The sequence below is a fragment of the Pseudomonas sp. FSL L8-0168 genome, from assembly GCF_037976155.1.
GTDB lineage: Bacteria > Pseudomonadota > Gammaproteobacteria > Pseudomonadales > Pseudomonadaceae > Aquipseudomonas > Aquipseudomonas paracarnis.
The window spans coordinates 4534883-4556059 of the sequence record NZ_CP150262.1 but is presented as its reverse complement, the minus strand read 5'-3'; the positions used below and the strand labels follow the sequence as shown (position 1 = coordinate 4556059).

Below are 21177 nucleotides of genomic sequence, written 5' to 3'. Positions count from 1 at the left end.
ATTATCCCCCTGTTGATTTATTTTGTTTGTCGAAATCAAAAGAACATACATTGTTTTTTTTGTCGTATGTTTCATATACATTAAATGACTGTTTTGCTTCACCCATAAACGCCGAGTTTTTGCATAGTTCCGGCTTTCCAATATTGAGATAACATTGGCCTTTATAGGCCATCATTCCGAAATCTCGACCATACTTAATAGGGACGGTTATAACTCCATCGTTACTCATCATTTCAATTTCATGATTATCCGCAAGTTCCTGAACTGCGATCCTCGCTTCATCTCCCGACGAACAAACACAAATTTTGAATTGTTCATCTATCTTTTTAATAGCATCGTGAGATTTAAAACCGTGCAACATTAGCGAAGCGTAATCCTTGTTTCTTTGCTCTCTGCATTTGCTATCGCTCCACCATGCAGGGTCATCAGCAAAAGCATTGACTGAGAATAAAAGCGTTAAAAGCAACATCGTATTTTTCATAATTTTCCCCATTGTTTTTTAAAAGTTAATTCCTATATCGTGCAACGTATTGATTGCCATCTGAGCTGTGTGCGGTATATCGACAATCAACGCAGAAGCGAACATTGTTATGATGGGTTTTCCGTAGCCGCTTTCTTTTGATGATCCATTTGACACTTGTGCAATTCCATACGCTCCGACCGAAAAATAAATCAATCCGACAATTTGAAAAATCCCAATAATTATTTGGATATTTTCCAAAAATTTTTCGGCTGTGCCTCCACTCGAAAGCTTTTCTATTCTGCTTTTTAGCTCACCAGTAAGCCCCGATATTTCTGTATTCATACAAGCGTTATTTATCGCACCTTCTTCAACGACAAAACAGAAATCCCCGGCCTTAAAATAAGTATTCCCGAACACGCCAATGGCTAGCGTGACGTTCATGAGAACAGCCCCAACAATTACATAAATAAGCGGCACGGATTTGCCCATTTTGCCATCTTGATCGGAAAGCAATTTGAGCTTGTAGCAGCCTGAAACAAACACGATAAAACCAATAAGAAAAATGACGAGCTTGATCAATCCGATATTGGCCGAAATCATCTCGACGCGGGCTTGTGTAACGTCATCAGCGAACGCAATGGCTGGAAGGAAAAGCAGCGTTAAAAAGGTGATTACATTTCTTACATTCATAGATCTCCTGATCGATGTTAAACCGCTGAGCTTGGCGGCTTTTGTTCATTTGGTTTTGCTTTTGACGCTTTCTTTTCGTTAATTTCTTTGAGCATTTTTATGACTGGAATTGCGGCGGGAATACAATTTATTTCGCTGAGTATTTCGCCAGTGAAAGGGTTGTATTCAAGATCGCCAGTAGTCATTTTATGTTCTATCAATTCGCTACTTTCAATTGATGCAACAGCCAAGATCAAAATTTGACGCAACATGGCCTCATTTCCACCCTCGCTGATAGCAGTGCCTAGCTTCATCGCTACGAGCTGTCTAACGCGGTCGCTAGGGATCGTTGGTAATATGCTTTCAATGTGCGTAATCAACGCCTGAGCGGCAATGCTGACGTGCTTCAAATCTATTTCTTTAATTTCATTTATATCCATTCTTCGTCCCCATCATCTGTTAATTTATTAGGTGCTTTTGGCTCTTCAACTTCTTCGTAAAAATTTTCACTCAACTCACGATCAAAATCGTCTGAATTCGACCCTTCCGCACTCTTCTTTTTATCGTTTTTTTTGTAAAGAGTTTTATAGCTGTAACTCACATCAAATCTAATTGTTTGACTACGCAATTTTTCAGGTTCTTTTTTTGTCTCTGTGAAACCATCTATAAAGCCCATTGCTTGAAGAGCTATATTTGCTTTTCTTATTTTCAATACGAACGTTTTATCGGGCATCTTTTCACTGTTGATCCTGAAACGCTGCTTCAACATTTCAACACTGAAATAATTCACGTCATTACGTCTGTTACACACATACAAAACATAGAGCATTCTTTGATATTCATTTGTTAGTTTTCCGAGTATTCTAGGATCTATTTCGTAAAGCTCTTTTAGACTTCCAAAAAACTCAATAAATCTTTTTGAAACAGAGATTGTGCATTTATCTTTTTCTAGCTCGCCCTCAATAAAAGAAAATACAACGGCAACAATTTTATCATCGCGTTTTTCTTTATAAGAGACGTTTATTTGTCCAAGCTTAATCATGGACGCTTGAAATATTTTTAAATAATTGGGACGTTGGTTATTGGCAATTTTTAGATCGTCCATCAATTCTTTGGTTGCAAACTCGATTTCAGTGCTATTGCTGTTTATTACTTTGCGTAGAATAAAAAGGAAGAACTCAAAATCATTAAATATAGTTAATGATGATGAATTCATGACAATATCACGCATGTTTTGATATTTTGGTATTGTTATCTTATCGGCTAACTCTTCCGACTGATTTGCTATGTTAAACAGCGGCAACGCTAGAAACGCTTTTGGCACTGATACAAACGTATTTAATGCAAATACTTTTCTCTCTTTTGTTTTTAATGAATATTTCATGGTTATTTTTTCGCCTGTTAATACTTATATGAAATCATAAAAAAAGATAATTTCAAGAGAGAACAGGAAAATTTTTATAATTTGCGTTAACTATATTATTGTGCTGAATTTTTATTCATCTTTTAAAGCATTTTTGTATGTGGATTTATAAGGAGCGTTAACCATAAACCCATATTTTTATAAGGAGCGTTAACCGAGATTTTCAAGATTTCCTTATTTTTGCGGTCTTTTTTAAACGTTTCAGGAAAAGAAAAGGTATTTACTTCGTAAATGTATTAAGAAGATGTAGGGCAGAACGTCAAAAGCTCATCTGGTGGATCTAAAATCAAAAACCTTTCTGGTAAGAGCTTAGGCCCTTTATTTTGACTTTTTTAAGGATTGATTTTATTATCCATTTTTTGATCAATGGAAGGGTAAAAATGACAGATAAAGATTTGGCTAAATACAAGGAAGTCGTTTTTAGCGTCTTAGTTGATCAGTGGTGGAGAGATCCCAGAGATGGAAAAGCACTAGATTGCCTTCATTTCGACGAGTATTGCGATAAGGTATTACAGCTTAAAACTAACGTAGATATGGGGCTTTTTGGTGTTGATGCAGGGTTAAGAGCATCTTTGAAAGCCTATACGCTTTACGTTGTTCTTTACACGCTTGGGCTTCGGGAGTCCGAGGTCGAAAGCCAAGAAAACCTACAAATAATAAAAGAAGAAATATCCAAAACAGTTGAAAGCAACTGGCCTGAATATTATTTCAGAATGGAAAATACTTTTTCCATTTTTCTCCGTCAATTACATAAGGTTGTTTAAAAATGTCGAAATTGCTTGATCTACTCGCACAGCAAAAACAGCTTGAAGAACAAATCAAGAACCTAAGAGAAAATGAAGAAGAAGCAAAAGTCATCGAATTTGTTGAAGAGCTTGAAACCCTTCGCGACAAATACGGCTATTCAGTGGCTGAATTTGTTGATGTGGTGCATTCCCTTCACCAAATCAAAACCCCCGCTAAAACACCTAAAAGCGTGAGCGATGACGGACCAAAGGCACCCAAGGAGCCTAGCGATAAATGGAAAGTGCAGATTGACGGCGTTGAATTTATTTTGAAGAAGGCGAAGCAAGGCATTGCCAGTCAAGCCATGAAAGATAAAGGATTTAAAACCTACGCCTTGTTTTTGGCTGACTTGATGAAGAAAAATGAGGTTGATACGTTCGAAGCTTTGATCGACAAACTCAAAGCTGAAAAGATCTAAAATCTAGCGACACCATGAAGCCCCTTGATTGGGGCTTTTTTGTGCCTGTTGGGTTTAGGCCCTTTCTTTTGACAAATTATTTTTCAATAAAATTTCGGTAATTTTATTTTAGAAAATCTTGCAAATTATTGAGTTTTGCCATTTTTGCGATGGTCGTTTTATGGCTTTCGTAAGCCATAAATTACGTGTCAATAGCAGATTGAAAATATATTTAAGGTCGAACATTATTTAAAAATAGGGTTGGACAATAACCCCCATTGATCAAAATAGTTAGGCCCTTTAATTTGACATTATCTTTTTCTGTGTTCTAATTTTAAGTAACAAAACAGAAAAGGAGATTTATGAATAATACTAAATTTAACCCGGTCGAACTAGCAAGCAAAGCTTTTTATACTGTTATAGATTTTAAGCCTAGTGATACAACATTTAAACATGGTTCAGCAAAAGCAATCGTTGACGGTCGAGAGGAAGATATAAGCACTAAACATATGTTTATTACTCGTGATAGAGATGCTTTATCCAACAGCGATTATATATTGAAAGATTATTTTGCATCGTCCCAATATCAAAACGCTACGCACAAAAAATTTCACATCATTGATCTTGATCAAGATGATTACGATACGGCATCAATAAAACTTACCAGAACTCATAAGTTCAAGCCTGTTTCATCAATATCAAAATGTGAAAAATTGTCGAGAGCGATAGATGCGGGCATTCAATCGATCAACGGCATAGAAATAGGATATACATACATTGAAGCATTTAAATGCATGATGCAGCCTTACGACTTTTTCAAATTTCAAGAAGTTCGCACAGAATTTAGAATATCTATCTCGTTAATTAAAGATAGAAAGGTATTTAAAAAAATCAATGTGAATATTGGCTATTTTACTTTGATCGTTGGTTCAAAGCCATATAGCTATCAAGTAGAAGACAGCAGGCATAAAAAAGCCACTAGGCCATCATTATCTAATCCAGTTTATAAAGATGATGGTATTGAGTTTATGGTTACATTTAACGACCGCAACAAAGACTATCGAACGATGGTCGATATGATGAAAATTTAAAAACCTTGGTTTGAAGGGGTAAAATAAAAAAATGGCTCATTTATGGGCTTTTTTTGTGATTTTTGAAAAGTGTTGTAAATTTTAGATCCTAGATAAACAGCATTTTCAATCAAGCATTGTTAAATTTCCGTTATCAACAGAGCATGTTTATTAGGTTTTGCTATTTGGTTAGGCCCTTTTTCTTGACTTTAAAAAGCTTGTGATTTTAAAGCGAAGCGTCACCAGAATAGCGGGGCCACTGCACCGCACCGCGTAGCGGCCACACACCACGTATCCGGCGATTTTCTGCACGGGTACAAGTCCCCGCACATCAAACCACCCTGATCGGACTACAAGAGCTTTTAACGCATCGTTTGGACCGGTTGCGTCAAGCACCGACCCAAACACCCACGGAGTGAGAAAAGCCGGGGGGTTAGGTATGATCCCAGTGATGAAACGACACCTAAAAAATCACAGGTTAAACGCTACCGTCTTGATCAGCACGGCATTGCCCGGGCCGTGAGCGCTGAAGTTCAACGAATCACCGCCACGGGCGTAGTACATGTAGATATGGCCACCATCCAGAAACAAAGCCTTACGCTTTTCTGTGTAGCCGAGTGAGGCGTGGCTGCCTTTTTCGGCCACGTAATAGGCTTCGGTTTCAATAATTCGCGCCGAAAGCCAGAGATCGCCCACACGATGACGAATGACTTTTCCGAGTAATTCGCGCGCAAGCAGTTGGGCATCGCGGTCGAAGAAGCTATCGGGCAGGGGGCTGGCGGGAAGTTGGGGCGAAAAATCGGGCATGGCGGTCAAGGGTTGATACGGCTAAATGTGACCGAATCATAACAACTCTCAGCTTAATTACGCCTGAACCTGGGGTTTTTACAGTTCATTTCGACCATCCGCCCCTCACCGCTGTCAGTCGGGCGGCGTCACAGCTATAATCTGCCGCTTTCCTCTTTGCCAAGACTCCCTGACCATGACTGAGTCCGTTCTTGACTACATGACCCGCCTGGGTCGCGCTGCCCGGCAGGCCTCGCGGTTGATCGCCCGTGCGAGCACCGCGCAGAAGAACCGTGCGCTGCTGGCGGCTGCGGATGCTCTGGATGCTTCGCGCTCCGAGCTGACCGCCGCCAACGAACTGGACCTGGCCAATGGGCGCGCCAATGGCCTGGAGCCAGCCCTTTTGGACCGCCTGGCGCTGACCCCGGCACGTATTGACGACATGATCGAAGGCCTGCGTCAGGTGGCCAAGCTGCCTGACCCCATCGGTGAAATTCGCGACATGCGTTACCTGCCGTCCGGCATCCAGGTGGGCAAGATGCGCGTGCCCCTGGGCGTGATCGGCATTATCTATGAGTCGCGCCCGAACGTGACCATCGACGCCGCGAGCCTGTGCCTCAAGTCAGGCAACGCTACCATCCTGCGTGGCGGTTCCGAGGCGATCAACTCCAACCGCGCCATCGCCGCCTGCATCCAGCAGGGCTTGGCCGTGGCCGAGTTGCCAGCCGAAGTGGTGCAAGTGGTGGAAACCACCGACCGTGCCGCCGTGGGCGCGCTGATTACCATGCCGGAATTCGTCGACGTGATTGTGCCTCGTGGTGGCAAGAGCCTGATCGAGCGCGTCAGCCGCGATGCCAAGGTGCCAGTTATCAAGCACCTAGACGGCGTCTGCCATGTGTTCATCGACATCGCCGCCGATCTCGACAAGGCGATCCGCATTGCCGACAACGCCAAGACTCACCGCTACGCGCCGTGCAACACTATGGAAACCCTGCTGGTGCACGTCGGCATTGCCGAGCGCGTGCTGCCGCCGCTGGCCTCCATCTACCGTGACAAGTCGGTAGAACTGCGCGGTTGCGAGCGCACCCGTGCGCTGCTGGGCGCGGACGTCATCGAGGCGACCGAGCAGGATTGGTACACCGAGTACACGGCCCCGATCCTGTCGATCCGCATCGTCGACGACCTGGATCAGGCCATCGAACACATCAATACCTATGGCTCCAAGCACACCGACGCCATCGTTTCCGAGCATTTCAGCGATGCCCGGCGTTTCCTCAACGAAGTGGATTCCGCTTCGGTGATGGTCAACGCCTCGACGCGTTTTGCCGACGGCTTCGAGTACGGCCTGGGGGCGGAGATCGGTATTTCCACCGACAAGCTCCACGCACGCGGCCCGGTGGGCCTCGAAGGGCTGACCAGCGAGAAGTACGTGGTGTTTGGCGACGGTCATGTGCGCACTTGATGACTAAACGCATCGGGCTGCTCGGCGGTACTTTCGACCCCGTGCACATCGGCCATTTGCGCAGTGCCCTGGAAGTTGCGGATGCCCTTGCGCTGGATGAGCTGCGCCTGCTGCCCAATTTTCGGCCGCCCCATCGCGACACGCCGCAGGTGGCCGCAGAACAACGCCTGGAAATGGTGCGTGTTGCCGTAGAAGGTATATCGCCGCTGGTGGTGGACGATCGCGAACTCAAGCGCGATAAACCGTCCTACACTATCGACACCCTGGAGCTGATGCGCGCCGAATTGGCCGCAGATGACCCACTGTTTCTGCTTTTGGGCTGGGACGCATTTTGCGGCCTGCCCTCTTGGCACCGCTGGGAGGAACTCCTCCAGCATTGCCACATCCTGGTTTTGCAACGCCCGGATGCCGACAGCGAACCGCCGGATGCCTTGCGCAACCTGCTGGCCGCGCGGTCGGTAAGTGACCCCTTGGCCCTGACCGGGCCGAACGGGAATATTGCATTCGTCTGGCAGACCCCGCTTGCGGTGTCCGCCACCCAGATCCGTCAACTGCTGGCCAGCGGGAAGTCGGTACGTTTCCTGGTGCCTGACGCGGTCCTGGCCTACATCGATGCGCACGGGCTTTACCGTGCGTCGAACTGAAAAGGCGCGCTTGAACGCACGAACCGTGCAGCAAGCGCCCGAACATACGAGCAAAACGAGTTTTATATGACGAACAAAGACGTAAGCAAAGTTAAGCGCAAAGGCACCTTCAAAAGCGCGCCGCTGCCGGTTGAAGCCCATGTTGGCCCGGAACTGGCTGGCGAAGAGCTGGTGAAAGTCGCCGTGGCTGCCCTGGAAGACGTTAAAGCCCAGGACATCCAGGTGCTGGACGTGCGCGACAAGCAGAGCATCACCGACTTCATGATCATCGCCACCGGTACCTCCAACCGCCAGATCGGCGCGATGCTGGACAAGGTTCGCGAAGCCGTCAAAGCCCAGGGCGTCAAGCCACTGGGTGAAGAAGGCAAGGGCGACAGCGACTGGGTGCTGCTGGACATGGACGATGTGATCGTTCACATGATGACCTCCAACGCTCGCCAGTTCTACGACCTGGAGCGTCTGTGGAAAGGCGCCGAGCAGAGCCGTGCTGCCGATGGCAAGCACCACAGCCCGGAAGTGGGCCACGCGCACTTCGACAAGCTCAACAAAGACCAGGAATAAGGAACGGCTGTGCGCCTGCGTCTGATCGCTGTCGGTTCACGCATGCCCAAGTGGGTGGAAGAAGGCTGGCACGAATATGCCAAGCGTCTGCCCGCTGAGCTGTCGCTTGAGCTGGTGGAAATACCGCTCAATACCCGGGGCAAGAACGCCGACGTGGCGCGCTTTATCCGTCAGGAAGGCGAAGCCATGCTGGCCAAGGTCGGCCCCAATGAGCGCATCGTCACCCTTGAAGTGCACGGCAAGCCCTGGAGCACCGAGCAACTGGCGGTGGAGCTGGATCGCTGGCGCCTGGATTCGCGCACGGTCAATTTCATGGTCGGCGGCCCGGAAGGGCTGGCGCCAGAAGTCTGTGCGCGGGCCGATCAGCGCTGGTCGCTGTCGGCGCTGACGTTGCCGCACCCGTTGGTAAGGATTCTGATCGGTGAACAGCTGTATCGCGCCTGGACAGTCCTGTCCGGGCACCCTTACCACAAATAGTCTGCGCCGCCCCCGATGACCCAGCCGATCCGCATCAAGGACCACGAGAAAGACGCACGTCTGGTACGCGCGCGGGTGGTGTTCGGTGCTGTCTTGGTGGTGGTGCTGATGTGCGTGCTGATTGCGCGGCTGTATTTCCTCCAGGTGATCCAGTACGACTATCACTCCACACTGTCGGAAAACAACCGGGTGCATGTGCAGCCGATTCCGCCGACACGTGGGCTGATTTTCGACCGCAATGGCGTGGTGGTTGCCGATAACCGGCCCAGCTTCAGCCTGAGCATGACCCGTGAACGCTCCGGCGATTGGAAGCAGGTCCTCGATGTCATCGTCGAGGTGCTGCAACTGACGCCGGAAGACCGGGCCGTCTTCGAGAAGCGCATGCGGCAGGGGCGCCGGCCTTTCGAGCCGGTGCCTATTCTGTTCGAGCTGACCGAAGAGCAGATCGCCCGGATTGCGGTGAACCAGTTCCGCCTGCCGGGTGTGGAAGTGGTGGCGCAGTTGGTGCGGCATTACCCGCAAGGGCCGCACTTTGCCCACTCCGTTGGCTACATGGGGCGGATCAACGAGAAAGAGCTGAAAACCCTCGACCCGATCAACTACAGCGGCACCCACCATATCGGCAAAACCGGCATCGAGCGTTTCTACGAGGCCGAGTTGCATGGCCAGGTAGGTAACGAGGAAGTCGAGACCAATGCGCGTGGCCGCGTATTGCGCGTGCTCAAGCGCACCGATCCGGTACCGGGCAAGGACATTGTCCTGAGCCTGGACATCAAGTTGCAGGAAGCTGCCGAGATGGCCTTGGGCGGTCGGCGAGGTGCCGTAGTGGCGCTGGACCCGAAGACTGGCGAAGTGCTGGCGATGGTCAGCCAGCCCAGCTTCGACCCCAACCCGTTTGTGACTGGCATCAGCTTCAAGGCCTACGCCGAGCTGCGTGACTCCATCGACCGGCCACTGTTCAACCGTGTGTTGCGCGGCCTGTACCCCCCGGGCTCGACCATCAAGCCGGCGGTGGCGATTGCCGGCCTGGATGCTGGTGTGGTCACGGCCTCAAGCCGGGTGTACGACCCTGGCTACTACATGCTGCCCAACTACGACCACAAGTACCGTAACTGGAACCGCTCCGGTGACGGCTATGTCGATTTGGACACCGCGATTATGCGCTCCAACGACACCTATTTTTACGACCTGGCCCACAAGCTGGGGATTGATCGGCTATCTGCCTACATGGGCAAGTTCGGCCTCGGTCAGAAAGTCTCCTTGGACATGTTCGAAGAATCCCCTGGCCTGATGCCATCGCGGGAGTGGAAGCGTGCGACCCGCCGCCAGGCGTGGTTCCCTGGCGAAACCCTGATCCTGGGTATCGGCCAGGGCTATATGCAAGCCACTCCGCTGCAACTGGCCCAGGCCACGGCGCTGGTGGCGAACAAAGGCGTGTGGAACCGACCGCACCTGGCCAGGACCATCGAAGGCGAAAAGCCGGTGGACGACAACCCGATTCCGGACATCGTGCTGCGTGACCCGTCCGACTGGACCAAGGTCAACCACGGCATGCAGCAGGTGATGCACGGCGCTCGCGGCACCGCGCGCAAGGCGGCGGTCGGCGCGCAGTACCGCATTGCCGGCAAGAGTGGTACGGCCCAGGTGGTCGCAATCAAGCAGGGCGAAAAGTATGACCGCTCCAAGGTGCAGGAGCGTCACCGCGACCACGCCTTGTTTGTCGGCTTTGCGCCGGCGGAAGACCCGAAAATCGTGGTGGCAGTGATGGTCGAGAACGGCGAGTCCGGCTCCGGCGTCGCGGCCCCAGTGGTACGCCAGGTGATGGACGCCTGGCTGCTGGCCGACGATGGCCGGCTCAAGCCCGAGTATGGCGGCCCCCCTTCAAGCCCCGAGGTTACGGCCCGTGAAGAGTAATTTTGACCGCATCCTCTCCAGCGAAGATGTGATGCGTCGCCGTGCGACGTTGCTGCAACGCATGCACATTGATGGCCCCTTGCTGATCCTGCTGCTGACCCTGGCGGCCGGCAGCCTTTTTGTACTGTATTCGGCCAGCGGCAAGAACTGGGACTTGCTGATCAAGCAGGCGTCCTCGTTTGGCCTGGGCCTGCTGTCGATGGTGGTGATCGCCCAGTTGGAGCCGCGCTTCATGGCACGCTGGGTGCCCTTGGGGTATGTCGCCGGCGTGTTGCTGCTGGTGGTGGTGGACGTCATGGGCCACAACGCCATGGGGGCCACACGCTGGATCAACATCCCCGGGGTGATTCGCTTCCAGCCGTCGGAATTCATGAAGATCCTGATGCCGGCCACTATTGCCTGGTACCTGTCCAAGCGCACCTTGCCGCCGCAGCTCAAGCACGTGGCGATCAGCCTGATCCTGATTGGCGTGCCCTTTGTGCTGATCGTGCGCCAGCCGGACCTTGGCACCTCGTTGCTGATCCTCGCCGGTGGCGCGTTCGTACTGTTCATGGGCGGATTGCGCTGGCGCTGGATCCTCAGCGTGCTGGCCGCCGCCGTGCCCGTGGCGGTGGCCATGTGGTTCTTCTTTATGCACGACTACCAGAAGCAACGGATCCTGACGTTCCTCGACCCGGAGAGCGACCCGCTGGGCACCGGCTGGAACATCATCCAATCCAAGGCGGCCATCGGTTCCGGCGGGGTATTTGGCAAGGGGTGGTTGCTGGGCACCCAGTCTCACCTGGACTTCTTGCCCGAGAGCCATACCGACTTCATCATCGCGGTGATGGGCGAAGAGTTCGGCCTGGTGGGCATTTGCGCATTGTTGCTGATCTATCTGCTGTTGATCGGTCGCGGCCTGGTGATCACGGCCCAGGCGCAGACGCTGTTCGGCAAATTGCTCGCCGGCAGCCTGACCATGACTTTTTTTGTTTACGTTTTCGTCAACATCGGTATGGTCAGTGGCCTGCTGCCGGTGGTTGGGGTGCCGTTGCCATTCATTAGCTACGGCGGAACTTCGCTGGTGACATTGCTGTCAGCGTTTGGGGTTTTGATGTCGATTCATACGCATCGCAAGTGGATCGCACAGGTTTGAATAAGGTGAAGATGTCAATGCAAGTAATGCGCGGCTGGGCGACTCGGCATGCGACCTGGATGGGCCTGATCGGGCTGCTGGGGGCAACGCAAGAGGCGCAGGCCGGTGACTACGATGGCTCTCCCCAGGTTGCCGAATTTGTCGGTGAGCTGACCCGCGACTACGGTTTTGCCGGTGAGCAACTGATGGGCGTGTTCCGCGAAGCCCAGAAAAAGCAGGCGATCCTCGACGCCATTTCCCGGCCCGCCGAACGCGTCAAGCAGTGGAAGGACTATCGCCCGATGTTCCTCACTGATGCACGCATCGCCCGCGGCGTGGATTTCTGGCGCCAGCACGAGGCGGTACTGGCCCGCGCCGAGCAAGAGTACGGCGTGCCGGCGCAGGTGATCGTCTCGATCATCGGCATCGAAACCTTTTACGGGCGCAATACCGGCAGCTACCGGGTGATCGACGCCTTGTCGACCCTGGGCTTCGATTACCCGCCCCGTGCCGAATTCTTCCGCAAGGAACTGCGCGAATTCCTGTTGCTGGCCCGCGAAGAGCAGGTCGACCCGCTGAGCCTCAAGGGCTCCTACGCCGGGGCGATGGGCTTGCCGCAGTTCATGCCGAGCAGCTTTCGGGCCTACGCGGTGGATTTCGACGGTGACGGGCACATCAATATCTGGAGCAACCCCGACGATGCCATCGGCAGCGTGGCCAGCTACTTCAAGCGCCACGGCTGGGTGGGCGGCGAGCCGGTGGTTATCCGCGCCGATGTCGCGGGCGAGCACGCCGACGAGGGCCTGACCCAAGGTATCGAACCGGTCAAGACCGTCGGGGAGTTGCGAGCGCTGGGCTGGTCGAGTCAGAATGCGCCACGCGACGACATGCCGGTGACGGCATTCCGCCTGGAAGGCGCAAATGGCCCTGAATACTGGATGGGCCTGAAGAATTTCTACGCAATCACGCGTTATAACCGCAGTGTGATGTACGCCATGGCCGTGCATCAGCTGTCAGATGAGCTGGTTCAAGCACGGGGCAACAAGTAATGCGGGTATCGCCGTTCAAAAAACCGCTCAAGCTGGTGGCGTTCGCCGCGTTGTCCTTGTTGGTAGCCAGTTGCTCCACCACGCCTAGCCGTGCGCCGGCCAAGAAGGCCGGCGGCGCGGTCGTGCGCGCCCAGCCGGGCCTGGACATCAACCGCGCGCACAAAGACGGCGCGCCGTGGTGGGATGTGGATGTGTCGAAAATCCCGGACGCCACGCCGACCCTGCACACCGGCCCCTACAAGGCCAACCCCTATACCGTGCTGGGCAAGAATTACTTCCCGCTGCAGGAGTCCAAGACTTACGTGCAGTCGGGCACCGCGTCCTGGTACGGCACCAAGTTCCATGGCCAGAACACCGCCAACGGCGAAGTGTATGACCTGTATGGCATGAGCGCGGCCCACAAGACCCTGCCGCTGCCCAGCTATGTTCGCGTCACCAACCTGGACAACAACCGCACGGTGATCCTGCGGGTCAATGACCGCGGGCCGTTCTATTCGGACCGGATCATCGACCTGTCCTACGCCGCCGCCAAGAAGCTTGGCTACGCCGAAACCGGCACCGCCCGGGTGAAAGTCGAAGGCATCGACCCGGCGCAGTACTGGGCCCAGCGCGGCAAGCCGGCGCCGTTGATGCTCAACGAACCGGCTACCCCGCAACCGCAAGTGACGGCCTCGACCGGCAAGATCGAGCAGTGGACGCCGCCGCCGGCGCAACATGCTCCGGATACCGTCGTCGTCCCTCACGCGGCACCGGGCGCCTCGATGGCGGGCGGGCAATACCTGCAGGTCGGCGCTTTCGCCAACCCGGATGCGGCAGAACTGTTAAGGTCCAAGCTCAGCGGTATGGTCAGTGCGCCAGTCTTCATCAGCTCCATCGTGCGTAACCAGCAAACGTTGCACCGTGTGCGCATGGGCCCGATCGGCTCTCCGAGCGAAGTGGCGCAAGTGCAGAACAGCGTACGCCTGGCCAACCTGGGGCAACCTAGCGTGGTCACCGCAGAATAAGTAACGCATTGATGGCTCGGGGCGTCTGCGTGCCCGAGCCCTGGTTGTTGGCTCGTTGAACAATAAAAACCCAGGGGCAAGGGGTGAGCGGGCAACCGAACACGTGACAGTCTGGAAGCGGGCTGTCTGAATAGTTTTGCCCGCGAGGGCAAGTTTCCATAAGCAATTTCGAGAGACGGATGAACATCACCACCTTAGCCAAACGCACGTGCCTGCTTATCTCGCTGATCATCACCCCGGCCGCCTGGGCGGTTGAAATGGTGCCGGCCTCCCCGCAACTGGCCGCCAAGTCGTGGGTCCTCATGGACGCCGCCAGTGGCAACGTGCTGGTCGAAAACGGCGGTGATGTACGCCTGCCGCCTGCCAGCCTGACCAAGCTGATGACCGCCTACATCGCGACCCTGGAAATCCGTCGCGGCCAGATCGGCGAAAACGACCCGGTTACTGTCAGCGAAAACGCCTGGCGTACCGGTGGTTCGCGGATGTTCATCAAGGTGGGTTCGCAAGTGACCGTGAGCGACCTGCTGCACGGCATCATCATCCAGTCCGGTAACGACGCCAGCGTCGCCCTGGCCGAGCACATCGCCGGCAGCGAAGACGCCTTCGCCGACATGATGAACAAAACCGCCGGTGAGTTGGGCATGACCAACAGCCACTTCATGAACCCGACCGGCCTGCCGAACCCGGAGCACTACTCGTCGGCTCATGACATGGCGATCCTGGCGCGCGCCATCATCCGCGTTGACCCGGTGCACTACGCGATCTACTCCCAGAAGGAATTCTTCTGGAACAACATCAAGCAGCCTAACCGCAACCTGTTGCTGTGGCGCGACAAGACCGTCGATGGCCTGAAGACCGGCCACACCGACGAAGCCGGCTACTGCATGGTGTCGTCCGCCGTACGTGATGGCCAGCGCCTGATCGCCGTAGTATTCGGCACCAACAGCGAGCAGGCCCGTGCGGCCGAGACGCAAAAACTGCTGACTTACGGCTTCCGCTTCTTCGAAACCCAGACCTTCTACCAGAAGGGTGCTGAACTGGCGACCGCGCCGGTGTGGAAGGGCTCGACTTCGCAAGTCAAGGCCGGCCTGGCCGACGACCTGACCCTGACCATGCCTAAAGGCCAGCTGAAAAAGCTCGCCGCCAGCATGACCCTGAACCCGCAATTGGTTGCGCCAATCGCCAAGGGTGATGTGATCGGTAAGGTCGAAGTGAAGCTGGACGACAAGGTGGTGCACAGCGCCGACCTGATCGCGCTGGACGCTGTCGAGGAAGGTGGTATCTTCCGCCGCGTATGGGATAGCATCCGTCTATTCTTCTACGGCTTGTTCAACTGATTGTGTGCACCTGCAAAGCCCCGCGTTGATCCAACGCGGGGCTTTGCCCGTCGCCACGGCTTAGCGCTTACGAGGCTGTTCTGCCATGACCGATAAAGACGTAGAAGTAAAGGCGCCAAAGATCGAATTTCCTGTGACGGATTATCCCGTCAAGGTGATCAGCGATACCGGTGTCGGCCGCAAGGACAAGATTCTCGAAATCGTGCGCAAGCACGCGACGATCAACGACAACCGCGTGGACGAGCGCCAAAGCTCCACCGGCAAGTACACCACGATCCAGTTGCACATCGTTGCGACCGATCAAGACCAGCTCTACAACATCAACAGCGAACTGCGAGCCACCGGCTTCGTGCATATGGTGCTGTGATGTCGCAAGTCCTGGGCTTTCGCGAGCTCGGCCGGATGGCATACGAGCCGGTCTGGCATGCCATGCAGCGCTTTACCAATGAGCGCGGCACCTCGGCCCCGGATGAAATCTGGCTGGTGGAACACCTGCCGGTCTTCACCCAGGGTCAGGCCGGCAAGGCCGAGCACTTGCTGCTTCCGGGTGATATTCCGGTGGTGCAGGTCGACCGAGGGGGGCAAGTGACTTACCATGGGCCCGGTCAACTGGTGGCTTACCTGCTACTGGACGTGCGCAAGCTGGGGTTTGGCGTGCGCGACCTGGTCAGCCGCATGGAAACGTGCCTGATCGAGCTGTTGGCCAGTTACGGCGTGACCGCCGTGGCCAAGCCCGATGCACCGGGTGTATACGTGGATGGCGCGAAAATCGCCTCCCTGGGGCTGCGCATTCGCCACGGTTGTTCCTTTCATGGCCTGGCCTTGAATGTGGACATGGACCTGGCGCCGTTCCGGCGCATCAACCCGTGCGGTTACGCCGGGCTTGCGATGACCCAGTTGAGTGAGCATGCAACATCCATAGAATTTGCCGAGGTAAGTGCCCGGCTGCGCGCGCAGCTCGTCAAACACCTCGACTATGCAGAGCAGACGACCCTGACGGGCGGAATTGATTGATATGACTACTGATGTTGTGCAAACCATGATCCCGGCGCTGGACATCACTGAGCGTCCAGCCCCGGCCCCGCGTGCCAAGGTGGAAGCCGGCGTCAAGCTGCGCGGCGCCGAGAAGGTTGCACGCATCCCGGTCAAGATCATCCCGACCACCGAACTGCCGAAGAAACCTGACTGGATTCGCGTGCGCATCCCGGTTTCGCCGGAAGTCGACCGTATCAAGTCGCTGCTGCGCAAACACAAGTTGCATAGCGTATGCGAAGAAGCCTCCTGCCCGAACCTGGGCGAGTGCTTCTCTGGCGGCACCGCCACGTTCATGATCATGGGTGACATCTGCACCCGTCGTTGCCCGTTCTGCGACGTCGGCCACGGCCGTCCGAAGCCGTTGGACGTCAACGAGCCAGAAAGCCTGGCCATCGCCATCGCCGACCTGAAGCTCAAGTATGTGGTGATCACCTCGGTAGACCGCGACGACCTGCGTGACGGTGGTGCCCAGCATTTTGCCGACTGCATCCGCGAGATCCGCAAGCTGTCGCCGAACGTGATGCTCGAAACCCTGGTGCCGGACTACCGTGGCCGGATGGACGTCGCCCTGGACATCACCGCTGCCGAGCCGCCGGATGTGTTCAACCACAACCTGGAAACCGTGCCGCGCCTGTACAAGGCGGCGCGCCCGGGTTCGGACTACCAGTGGTCGCTGACCCTGCTGCAGAAATTCAAGCAGATGATGCCGCACATCCCGACCAAGTCCGGCTTGATGCTGGGCCTGGGTGAAACCGACGAAGAAGTCATCGAAGTCATGAAGCGCATGCGCGAACACGACATCGACATGCTGACCCTGGGCCAGTACCTGCAACCGTCCCGCAGCCACTTGCCGGTGCAGCGCTTCGTGCACCCGGACACCTTCGCCTGGTTCGCCGAGGAAGGCTACAAGATGGGCTTCAAGAACGTGGCCTCGGGCCCGTTGGTGCGGTCTTCGTACCACGCCGACGAGCAGGCCAAGCTGGTCAAGGCGAGCCTGGTTTCGTAAGCCGCCCCCAGAATCAATGTGAAATGCTGGCTTGTGTGGGAGCTGGCTTGCCTGCGATAGCATCACCTCGGTGTCACTGATACACCGAGGCGCTTGCATCGCAGGCAAGCCAGCTCCCACATTTCGTTCTGCGTCATATAGGGAGAACCATGGATGACCGCCGCCGTACCTGCACTGCGCCCCGAAGGCACCCTCGGCCTGATCGCCCCCGCCGGCCCCGCCGCGCTGGATGTTGAAAAAGCCGGGCAATGGATGCGTGCCCGTGGCTACCAATTGCACATTTTCCCCGGGGTGTACGAGCACGACGGCTACCTGGCCGGCAGCGATGAAGTGCGCGTGCGTGATTTGCATGCCGCCTTCGCCAACCCCGATATCGATGCCATCCTTTGCCTGCGTGGCGGTTACGGCACGCCCCGTTTGCTCGACGCCCTAGACTTCGACCTGCTGCGCGCCAACCCGAAAGCGTTCGTGGGCTACAGCGATATCACCGCCTTGCATCTGGCCATCAACCGCTATGCGGGCTTTGTGACGTTCCATGGCCCGATGCTCAACGCCGACCTGCTCGGCGGCAAACAGCCACCCACCGAATCCTCCTTGTTCAGCCTGCTGCGTGGCCAGCGGGGCGCCGGCAGTGTGCTGCCGCACCCGATGGCCTACCCGTTGACCACAATCGAGCCAGGTGTGGCCTGTGGGCGCTTGCTGGGGGGTAACTTGTCGATGATCGCCGCAGTCATGGGCACGCCTTACGAAATAGACGCTGACGGCATCATCCTGTTTATCGAAGACGTCAACGAACCGCTCTATCGCATTGACCGTCTGCTGACCCACCTGCGCCTGGCTGGCAAGCTGGCCCAGGTCGCCGGTGTGCTGGTAGGGGATGTGGCGGGTGTGGATAGCGGGGCGTTGGCACGTCTGCTGAAGCAGTCCTTTGAGCCGCTGTGCATTCCAGTGCTGGCAGGCTGGCGCAGTGGGCATTGCGACCCGAACCTGACATTGCCGATGGGCGCCTTGGTGCGCCTGGATGCGGGGGAGCAGCGGGTGGTGTTGGAGCAGGATGTAGTGTTCAAGGCCTGATCGTTCCCACGCTCTGCGTGGGAATTCCTTCAGTGACGCTCTGCGTCACCCTCTTCAGCCGCGGACGCGGAGCGTCCAAGGCAGCGCTCCCACGCAGAGCGTGGGAGCGATCACTTCAGCGGTTCTGCAGCGACTCCAGCAACTTCACCGTCGGATACCCATCCGCCGGCCAGCCCAGTGCCTGCTGCGCAGCCCGAATCGCCTTGCGCGTGTTGGCGCCAATGATCCCGTCGGCATTACCCGCGTCATAGCCTTTGGCGCTGAGCGCCGTCTGCAGGTCTATGCGTTGCGAACGGCTCAGCGGCAGCTCATCCTTTGGCCAACTGCCCCGAATCACACCGCCACCGCCAAACCGCTCCGACAGCAAGCCAACCGCCAGTGCATAGGACGACGAATTGTTGTACTTGAGGATCGCGCGGAAGTTATCCAGCACCAGGAACGCCGGGCCACGGTAGCCGGCCGGCAGCAGCAGGGCGGCGGACAGCTGGTCGACATTGGCCGGCAGGCTCACGCCAGGCGGCAGTTGGATGCCCAGTTGCAGCCATTGCGCCACGGTCTTGCGCACGCCGCCATCGGCCAGGCTGTAGTCGAAGCCCGACGGCAGCGGCTGTACTTCAACGCCCCACGGCTGGCCTTTCTGCCAACCGGAGCTTTGCAGGTAATGCGCGGTGGAGGCGAGGGCGTCGGACGGGCTGTTCCAGATATCGCGGCGACCGTCACCGTCGAAGTCCACGGCATGGGTGTTGTAGGTGGTCGGGATGAACTGGGTCTGGCCCATCGCCCCGGCCCAGGAACCTTTCATCTGGTCGGCCTGAATATCGCCATGCTGGATGATCTGCAGCGCGGCCAGCAACTGCGCTTGCGCAAAGGCCGGACGACGTCCTTCATAGGCGAGGGTGGCCAAGGAGCGGATCACCGAGTTATTGCCCTGGAAAGCGCCGAAGTTGCTCTCCATGCCCCACACCGAGACCAGCGCCTGGCGGTCGACGCCATAGCGTTGCTCGATGCTTTGCAGAATATCGGCGTACTTGACCAGCAGTGCCTGGCCATTGCGCACGCGCACCGGCGACAGTGCTCCGTCGAGGTACTCCCACACTGGGCGGGAAAATTCCGGTTGGCTGCGGTCGGCGCGAATCACCGCCATATCAGGTGTGACGCCGGCAAAAGCGTTATCGAACACGGCCGCAGTGATCCCGGCCTGCAGCGCTTGCGCACGGAAGCCAGCTTGCCATTCGGCAAAGGTCTGGGTCGGCTGGATATCGAGATTGTCCACCGCCAACGGGGCCACCACGGCAGGCGCGATAGCCGGGGCCGTCTGGAGCTTGGGCAGGGGTTGAGCGTCCGCAGCGGTAGGTTTTTCGGCGCAGGCGACAAGCAGAATGAGGCTGGAGGCAGCGATCAATTGGCGCAGGTGCCAATGACGAGAAAGACGAGAGGGCATGCACAGGTCCAGGGGTTACAAATCAGGTACAGACCTTATCATGCCAGAGGGGCGCTTGCCTTCAGGCAGCCAGAAAGTAAGAAGCCTCCCAGCTATTAGACTGGAAGGCTTCGCGGCGGTAGCTGCCTTTGCCTTTGCCGGCGCGTTCCTGGCGGCTGCGGAACAAGGGCTGGGCGATGATGGATTTGGCCTTGTTGGGGCCATGCTTGGATGGCTTTTTGCTCATGGTGGATTCTCTCGCTTGAGGGTGGAATGCAGCGGTGCAAATCATCTGCCGAAGTGGGCCGGCTGTAAAGCCCGTCGATAGGTGGGAAATGTCGCAAATAGGCAGTGGGCAGAGTCAATGTGGGAGCAGGCAAGCCAGCTCCCACAGGGTTTTGTGCCGTTGTACAGAGGTGGTTATTCGGCAGGCAACGCCAGGCGCTGGCCAGCCATCAACAGCGACAAGCGGCTCAGGCTCATCCACGGCGAGCCGGCCGCCTGGCCTTTGATCTGTGCGTCGATGCGCTGCGCTTCCAGTAACAGTTGCGCCCAGCGTTGCGCCGAGTGCCGTTGCAGGGCTTTGCTCATCAGGGGTTTGCGTTTGTCCCACACCGGCGGCCTGGCCTGGCTGAAGCATTTGTCCAGCGGTGTGCCTTGGCTGTATTGCAGGGCAATGTTCGCCAACACCCGCAGCTCCCGAGCCAGTGCCCACAGAATCACCGGCGGTTCCACTCCCTCGCCACGCAGGCCTTCGAGCATGCGCAGGGCGTGGGCGGGCTCGCCGTTGAGGATGGCGTCCACCAGGCCGAACACATCAAAGCGCGCGCTATCGGCCACTGCGCCTTGCACGGTTTCGACGGTGATCTGCCCGTCTTCAGCCATCAACTTGAGCTTTTCGATCTCCTGGGCGGCGGCAAGCAGGTTGCCCTCGACCCGAGCGGCGATCAGTTCCACGGCATCCTGTGTCGCCGCCAGCCCTGATTGCGACAGGCGCTGACGAATCCACTGCGGCAACTGGTTGCTGTCCACCGGCCAGATCTGGATGAACTGAGTCTGTGGACCTTCAACCAGGGCCTTGCCCCACTTGGTTTTCTGCGCGCTGCCGTCAAGCTTGGGCAGGCTGACCAGCAGCACGGTGTCTTCGGCGGGGCGCGAGCAGTATTCCATCAGGGCCGCCGCGCCTTTATCGCCCGGCTTGCCCGAGGGCAGGCGCAGTTCCAGCAGGCGTTTTTCGGCAAACAGCGACATGCTCGCGCCAGCTTGCAGCAGCGTGCCCCAGTCGAAACTGGCGTCAGCACTGAACACCTGGCGTTCATCGAAACCTTGCTGGCGTGCGGCGGTGCGGATAGCGTCGGCCGCTTCCTGGCACAGTAGCGGGTCGTCGCCGCTGACGATGTACACAGGCGCAAGGCCACCTTGCAGGTGTTTGGCGAGTTGGGCGGGGGCAAGTTTCATAGGCGGGGCAAACGGGGCGCCAGGGGCG

General features: G+C 55.8%; 23 protein-coding genes and 1 pseudogene. 16 read left to right on the top strand and 8 right to left on the bottom strand.

The genetic code is table 11. From position 1 onward, the window contains the following. Window position 1: 1 nt before the first annotated feature. Genes MHH62_RS20860 through MHH62_RS20845 form a run of 4 tightly spaced genes read right to left on the bottom strand, consistent with a single transcriptional unit; the run spans window position 2 to window position 2516 of the window. Complete coding sequence (locus tag MHH62_RS20860; protein WP_265532933.1) at window positions 2-481, bottom strand: hypothetical protein; 480 nt, start codon at window positions 479-481, stop codon at window positions 2-4. An 18-nt stretch (window positions 482-499) separates the two neighbouring features. Continuing rightward, on the bottom strand, window positions 500-1153 hold the full coding sequence (locus MHH62_RS20855) for a hypothetical protein (RefSeq protein WP_339231805.1): 654 nt from the start codon (window positions 1151-1153) through the stop codon (window positions 500-502). A gap of 17 nt (window positions 1154-1170) precedes the next feature. After that, the gene (locus tag MHH62_RS20850; protein ID WP_339231803.1) at window positions 1171-1572 is read right to left on the bottom strand and encodes a hypothetical protein; all 402 of its coding nucleotides are present in this window, start codon (window positions 1570-1572) and stop codon (window positions 1171-1173) included. After that, window positions 1563-2516 (bottom strand): hypothetical protein, encoded by a 954-nt coding sequence (locus MHH62_RS20845; protein ID WP_339231801.1) that lies wholly within the window; start codon window positions 2514-2516, stop codon window positions 1563-1565. Before MHH62_RS20845 ends, MHH62_RS20850 begins: the two co-directional genes overlap by 10 nt. Before the next feature lie 419 nt (window positions 2517-2935). Here MHH62_RS20845 and MHH62_RS20840 point away from each other — a divergent pair, with 419 nt between their 5' ends. The 3 genes from MHH62_RS20840 (at window position 2936) to MHH62_RS20830 (ending at window position 4829) form a co-directional block, all read left to right on the top strand. Beyond that, the gene (locus MHH62_RS20840) at window positions 2936-3319 is read left to right on the top strand and encodes a hypothetical protein (RefSeq protein ID WP_339231799.1); all 384 of its coding nucleotides are present in this window, start codon (window positions 2936-2938) and stop codon (window positions 3317-3319) included. Window positions 3320-3321: 2 nt separating this feature from the next. After that, a complete protein-coding gene (locus MHH62_RS20835; protein ID WP_339231797.1) occupies window positions 3322-3759 on the top strand; it encodes a hypothetical protein in 438 nt (145 codons plus the stop codon). A 341-nt stretch (window positions 3760-4100) separates the two neighbouring features. Continuing rightward, the gene (locus MHH62_RS20830) at window positions 4101-4829 is read left to right on the top strand and encodes a hypothetical protein (RefSeq protein WP_339231795.1); all 729 of its coding nucleotides are present in this window, start codon (window positions 4101-4103) and stop codon (window positions 4827-4829) included. Between the two features lie 468 nt (window positions 4830-5297). Here the strand turns inward: MHH62_RS20830 and MHH62_RS20825 are convergent. Next, window positions 5298-5615 (bottom strand): annotated as a pseudogene (locus MHH62_RS20825) (DNA-3-methyladenine glycosylase); the annotation flags it as partial. 175 nt (window positions 5616-5790) lie between these two features. Between MHH62_RS20825 and MHH62_RS20820 the strand changes: the two are divergent. From MHH62_RS20820 to MHH62_RS20760, 13 genes are all read left to right on the top strand, one after another. Next, complete coding sequence (locus tag MHH62_RS20820) at window positions 5791-7056, top strand: glutamate-5-semialdehyde dehydrogenase (protein WP_020301956.1); 1266 nt, start codon at window positions 5791-5793, stop codon at window positions 7054-7056. Then, the gene (gene nadD, locus MHH62_RS20815) at window positions 7056-7700 is read left to right on the top strand and encodes a nicotinate-nucleotide adenylyltransferase (RefSeq protein ID WP_003194480.1); all 645 of its coding nucleotides are present in this window, start codon (window positions 7056-7058) and stop codon (window positions 7698-7700) included. The genes MHH62_RS20820 and nadD overlap by 1 nt, the downstream gene beginning before the upstream one ends. 66 nt (window positions 7701-7766) lie before the next feature. Then, entirely contained in the window at window positions 7767-8261 is a 495-nt protein-coding gene (gene rsfS / locus MHH62_RS20810) for a ribosome silencing factor (RefSeq protein ID WP_003176298.1), read from the top strand. A 9-nt stretch (window positions 8262-8270) separates the two neighbouring features. Beyond that, window positions 8271-8738 carry a 23S rRNA (pseudouridine(1915)-N(3))-methyltransferase RlmH gene (rlmH, locus tag MHH62_RS20805; RefSeq protein ID WP_003176297.1) on the top strand — a complete coding sequence of 156 codons (468 nt, stop codon included), beginning with the start codon at window positions 8271-8273 and terminating at the stop codon, window positions 8736-8738. Between the two features lie 15 nt (window positions 8739-8753). Then, window positions 8754-10652: a penicillin-binding protein 2 gene (mrdA, locus tag MHH62_RS20800; RefSeq protein ID WP_014720086.1), complete on the top strand. Its 1899-nt coding sequence runs from the start codon at window positions 8754-8756 to the stop codon at window positions 10650-10652. Between the two features lie 31 nt (window positions 10653-10683). Further along, on the top strand, window positions 10684-11787 hold the full coding sequence (gene rodA / locus MHH62_RS20795) for a rod shape-determining protein RodA (protein ID WP_044268991.1): 1104 nt from the start codon (window positions 10684-10686) through the stop codon (window positions 11785-11787). Window positions 11788-11804: 17 nt separating this feature from the next. After that, window positions 11805-12815: a lytic murein transglycosylase B gene (gene mltB, locus MHH62_RS20790; RefSeq protein WP_020301955.1), complete on the top strand. Its 1011-nt coding sequence runs from the start codon at window positions 11805-11807 to the stop codon at window positions 12813-12815. Further along, window positions 12815-13819: a septal ring lytic transglycosylase RlpA family protein gene (locus tag MHH62_RS20785; RefSeq protein ID WP_200600682.1), complete on the top strand. Its 1005-nt coding sequence runs from the start codon at window positions 12815-12817 to the stop codon at window positions 13817-13819. Before mltB ends, MHH62_RS20785 begins: the two co-directional genes overlap by 1 nt. Before the next feature lie 179 nt (window positions 13820-13998). Next, window positions 13999-15156, top strand: a complete 1158-nt coding sequence (locus MHH62_RS20780) for a D-alanyl-D-alanine carboxypeptidase family protein (protein WP_014720083.1) — start codon at window positions 13999-14001, stop codon at window positions 15154-15156. An 85-nt stretch (window positions 15157-15241) separates the two neighbouring features. Continuing rightward, window positions 15242-15523, top strand: a complete 282-nt coding sequence (locus tag MHH62_RS20775; RefSeq protein WP_005791752.1) for a DUF493 domain-containing protein — start codon at window positions 15242-15244, stop codon at window positions 15521-15523. Continuing rightward, window positions 15523-16170: a lipoyl(octanoyl) transferase LipB gene (lipB, locus tag MHH62_RS20770; protein WP_339231791.1), complete on the top strand. Its 648-nt coding sequence runs from the start codon at window positions 15523-15525 to the stop codon at window positions 16168-16170. Before MHH62_RS20775 ends, lipB begins: the two co-directional genes overlap by 1 nt. A 25-nt stretch (window positions 16171-16195) precedes the next feature. After that, window positions 16196-17197, top strand: coding sequence for a lipoyl synthase (gene lipA / locus MHH62_RS20765; RefSeq protein WP_175556221.1), 1002 nt, complete (start codon window positions 16196-16198; stop codon window positions 17195-17197). Window positions 17198-17350: 153 nt separating this feature from the next. Continuing rightward, window positions 17351-18271 (top strand): LD-carboxypeptidase, encoded by a 921-nt coding sequence (locus tag MHH62_RS20760; protein WP_339231789.1) that lies wholly within the window; start codon window positions 17351-17353, stop codon window positions 18269-18271. A 115-nt stretch (window positions 18272-18386) separates the two neighbouring features. On the opposite strand, the gene MHH62_RS20755 is transcribed toward MHH62_RS20760, so the two are convergent. The 3 genes from MHH62_RS20755 to holA all read right to left on the bottom strand — a co-directional run bounded on the left by MHH62_RS20755 (window position 18387) and on the right by holA (window position 21149). Beyond that, window positions 18387-19712 (bottom strand): lytic murein transglycosylase, encoded by a 1326-nt coding sequence (locus tag MHH62_RS20755; protein ID WP_003194458.1) that lies wholly within the window; start codon window positions 19710-19712, stop codon window positions 18387-18389. Between the two features lie 61 nt (window positions 19713-19773). Continuing rightward, complete coding sequence (arfA, locus tag MHH62_RS20750; protein WP_003176285.1) at window positions 19774-19938, bottom strand: alternative ribosome rescue factor ArfA; 165 nt, start codon at window positions 19936-19938, stop codon at window positions 19774-19776. 173 nt (window positions 19939-20111) lie between these two features. Further along, entirely contained in the window at window positions 20112-21149 is a 1038-nt protein-coding gene (gene holA / locus MHH62_RS20745) for a DNA polymerase III subunit delta (RefSeq protein WP_003194456.1), read from the bottom strand. Between the last annotated feature and the right edge of the window lie 28 nt (window positions 21150-21177).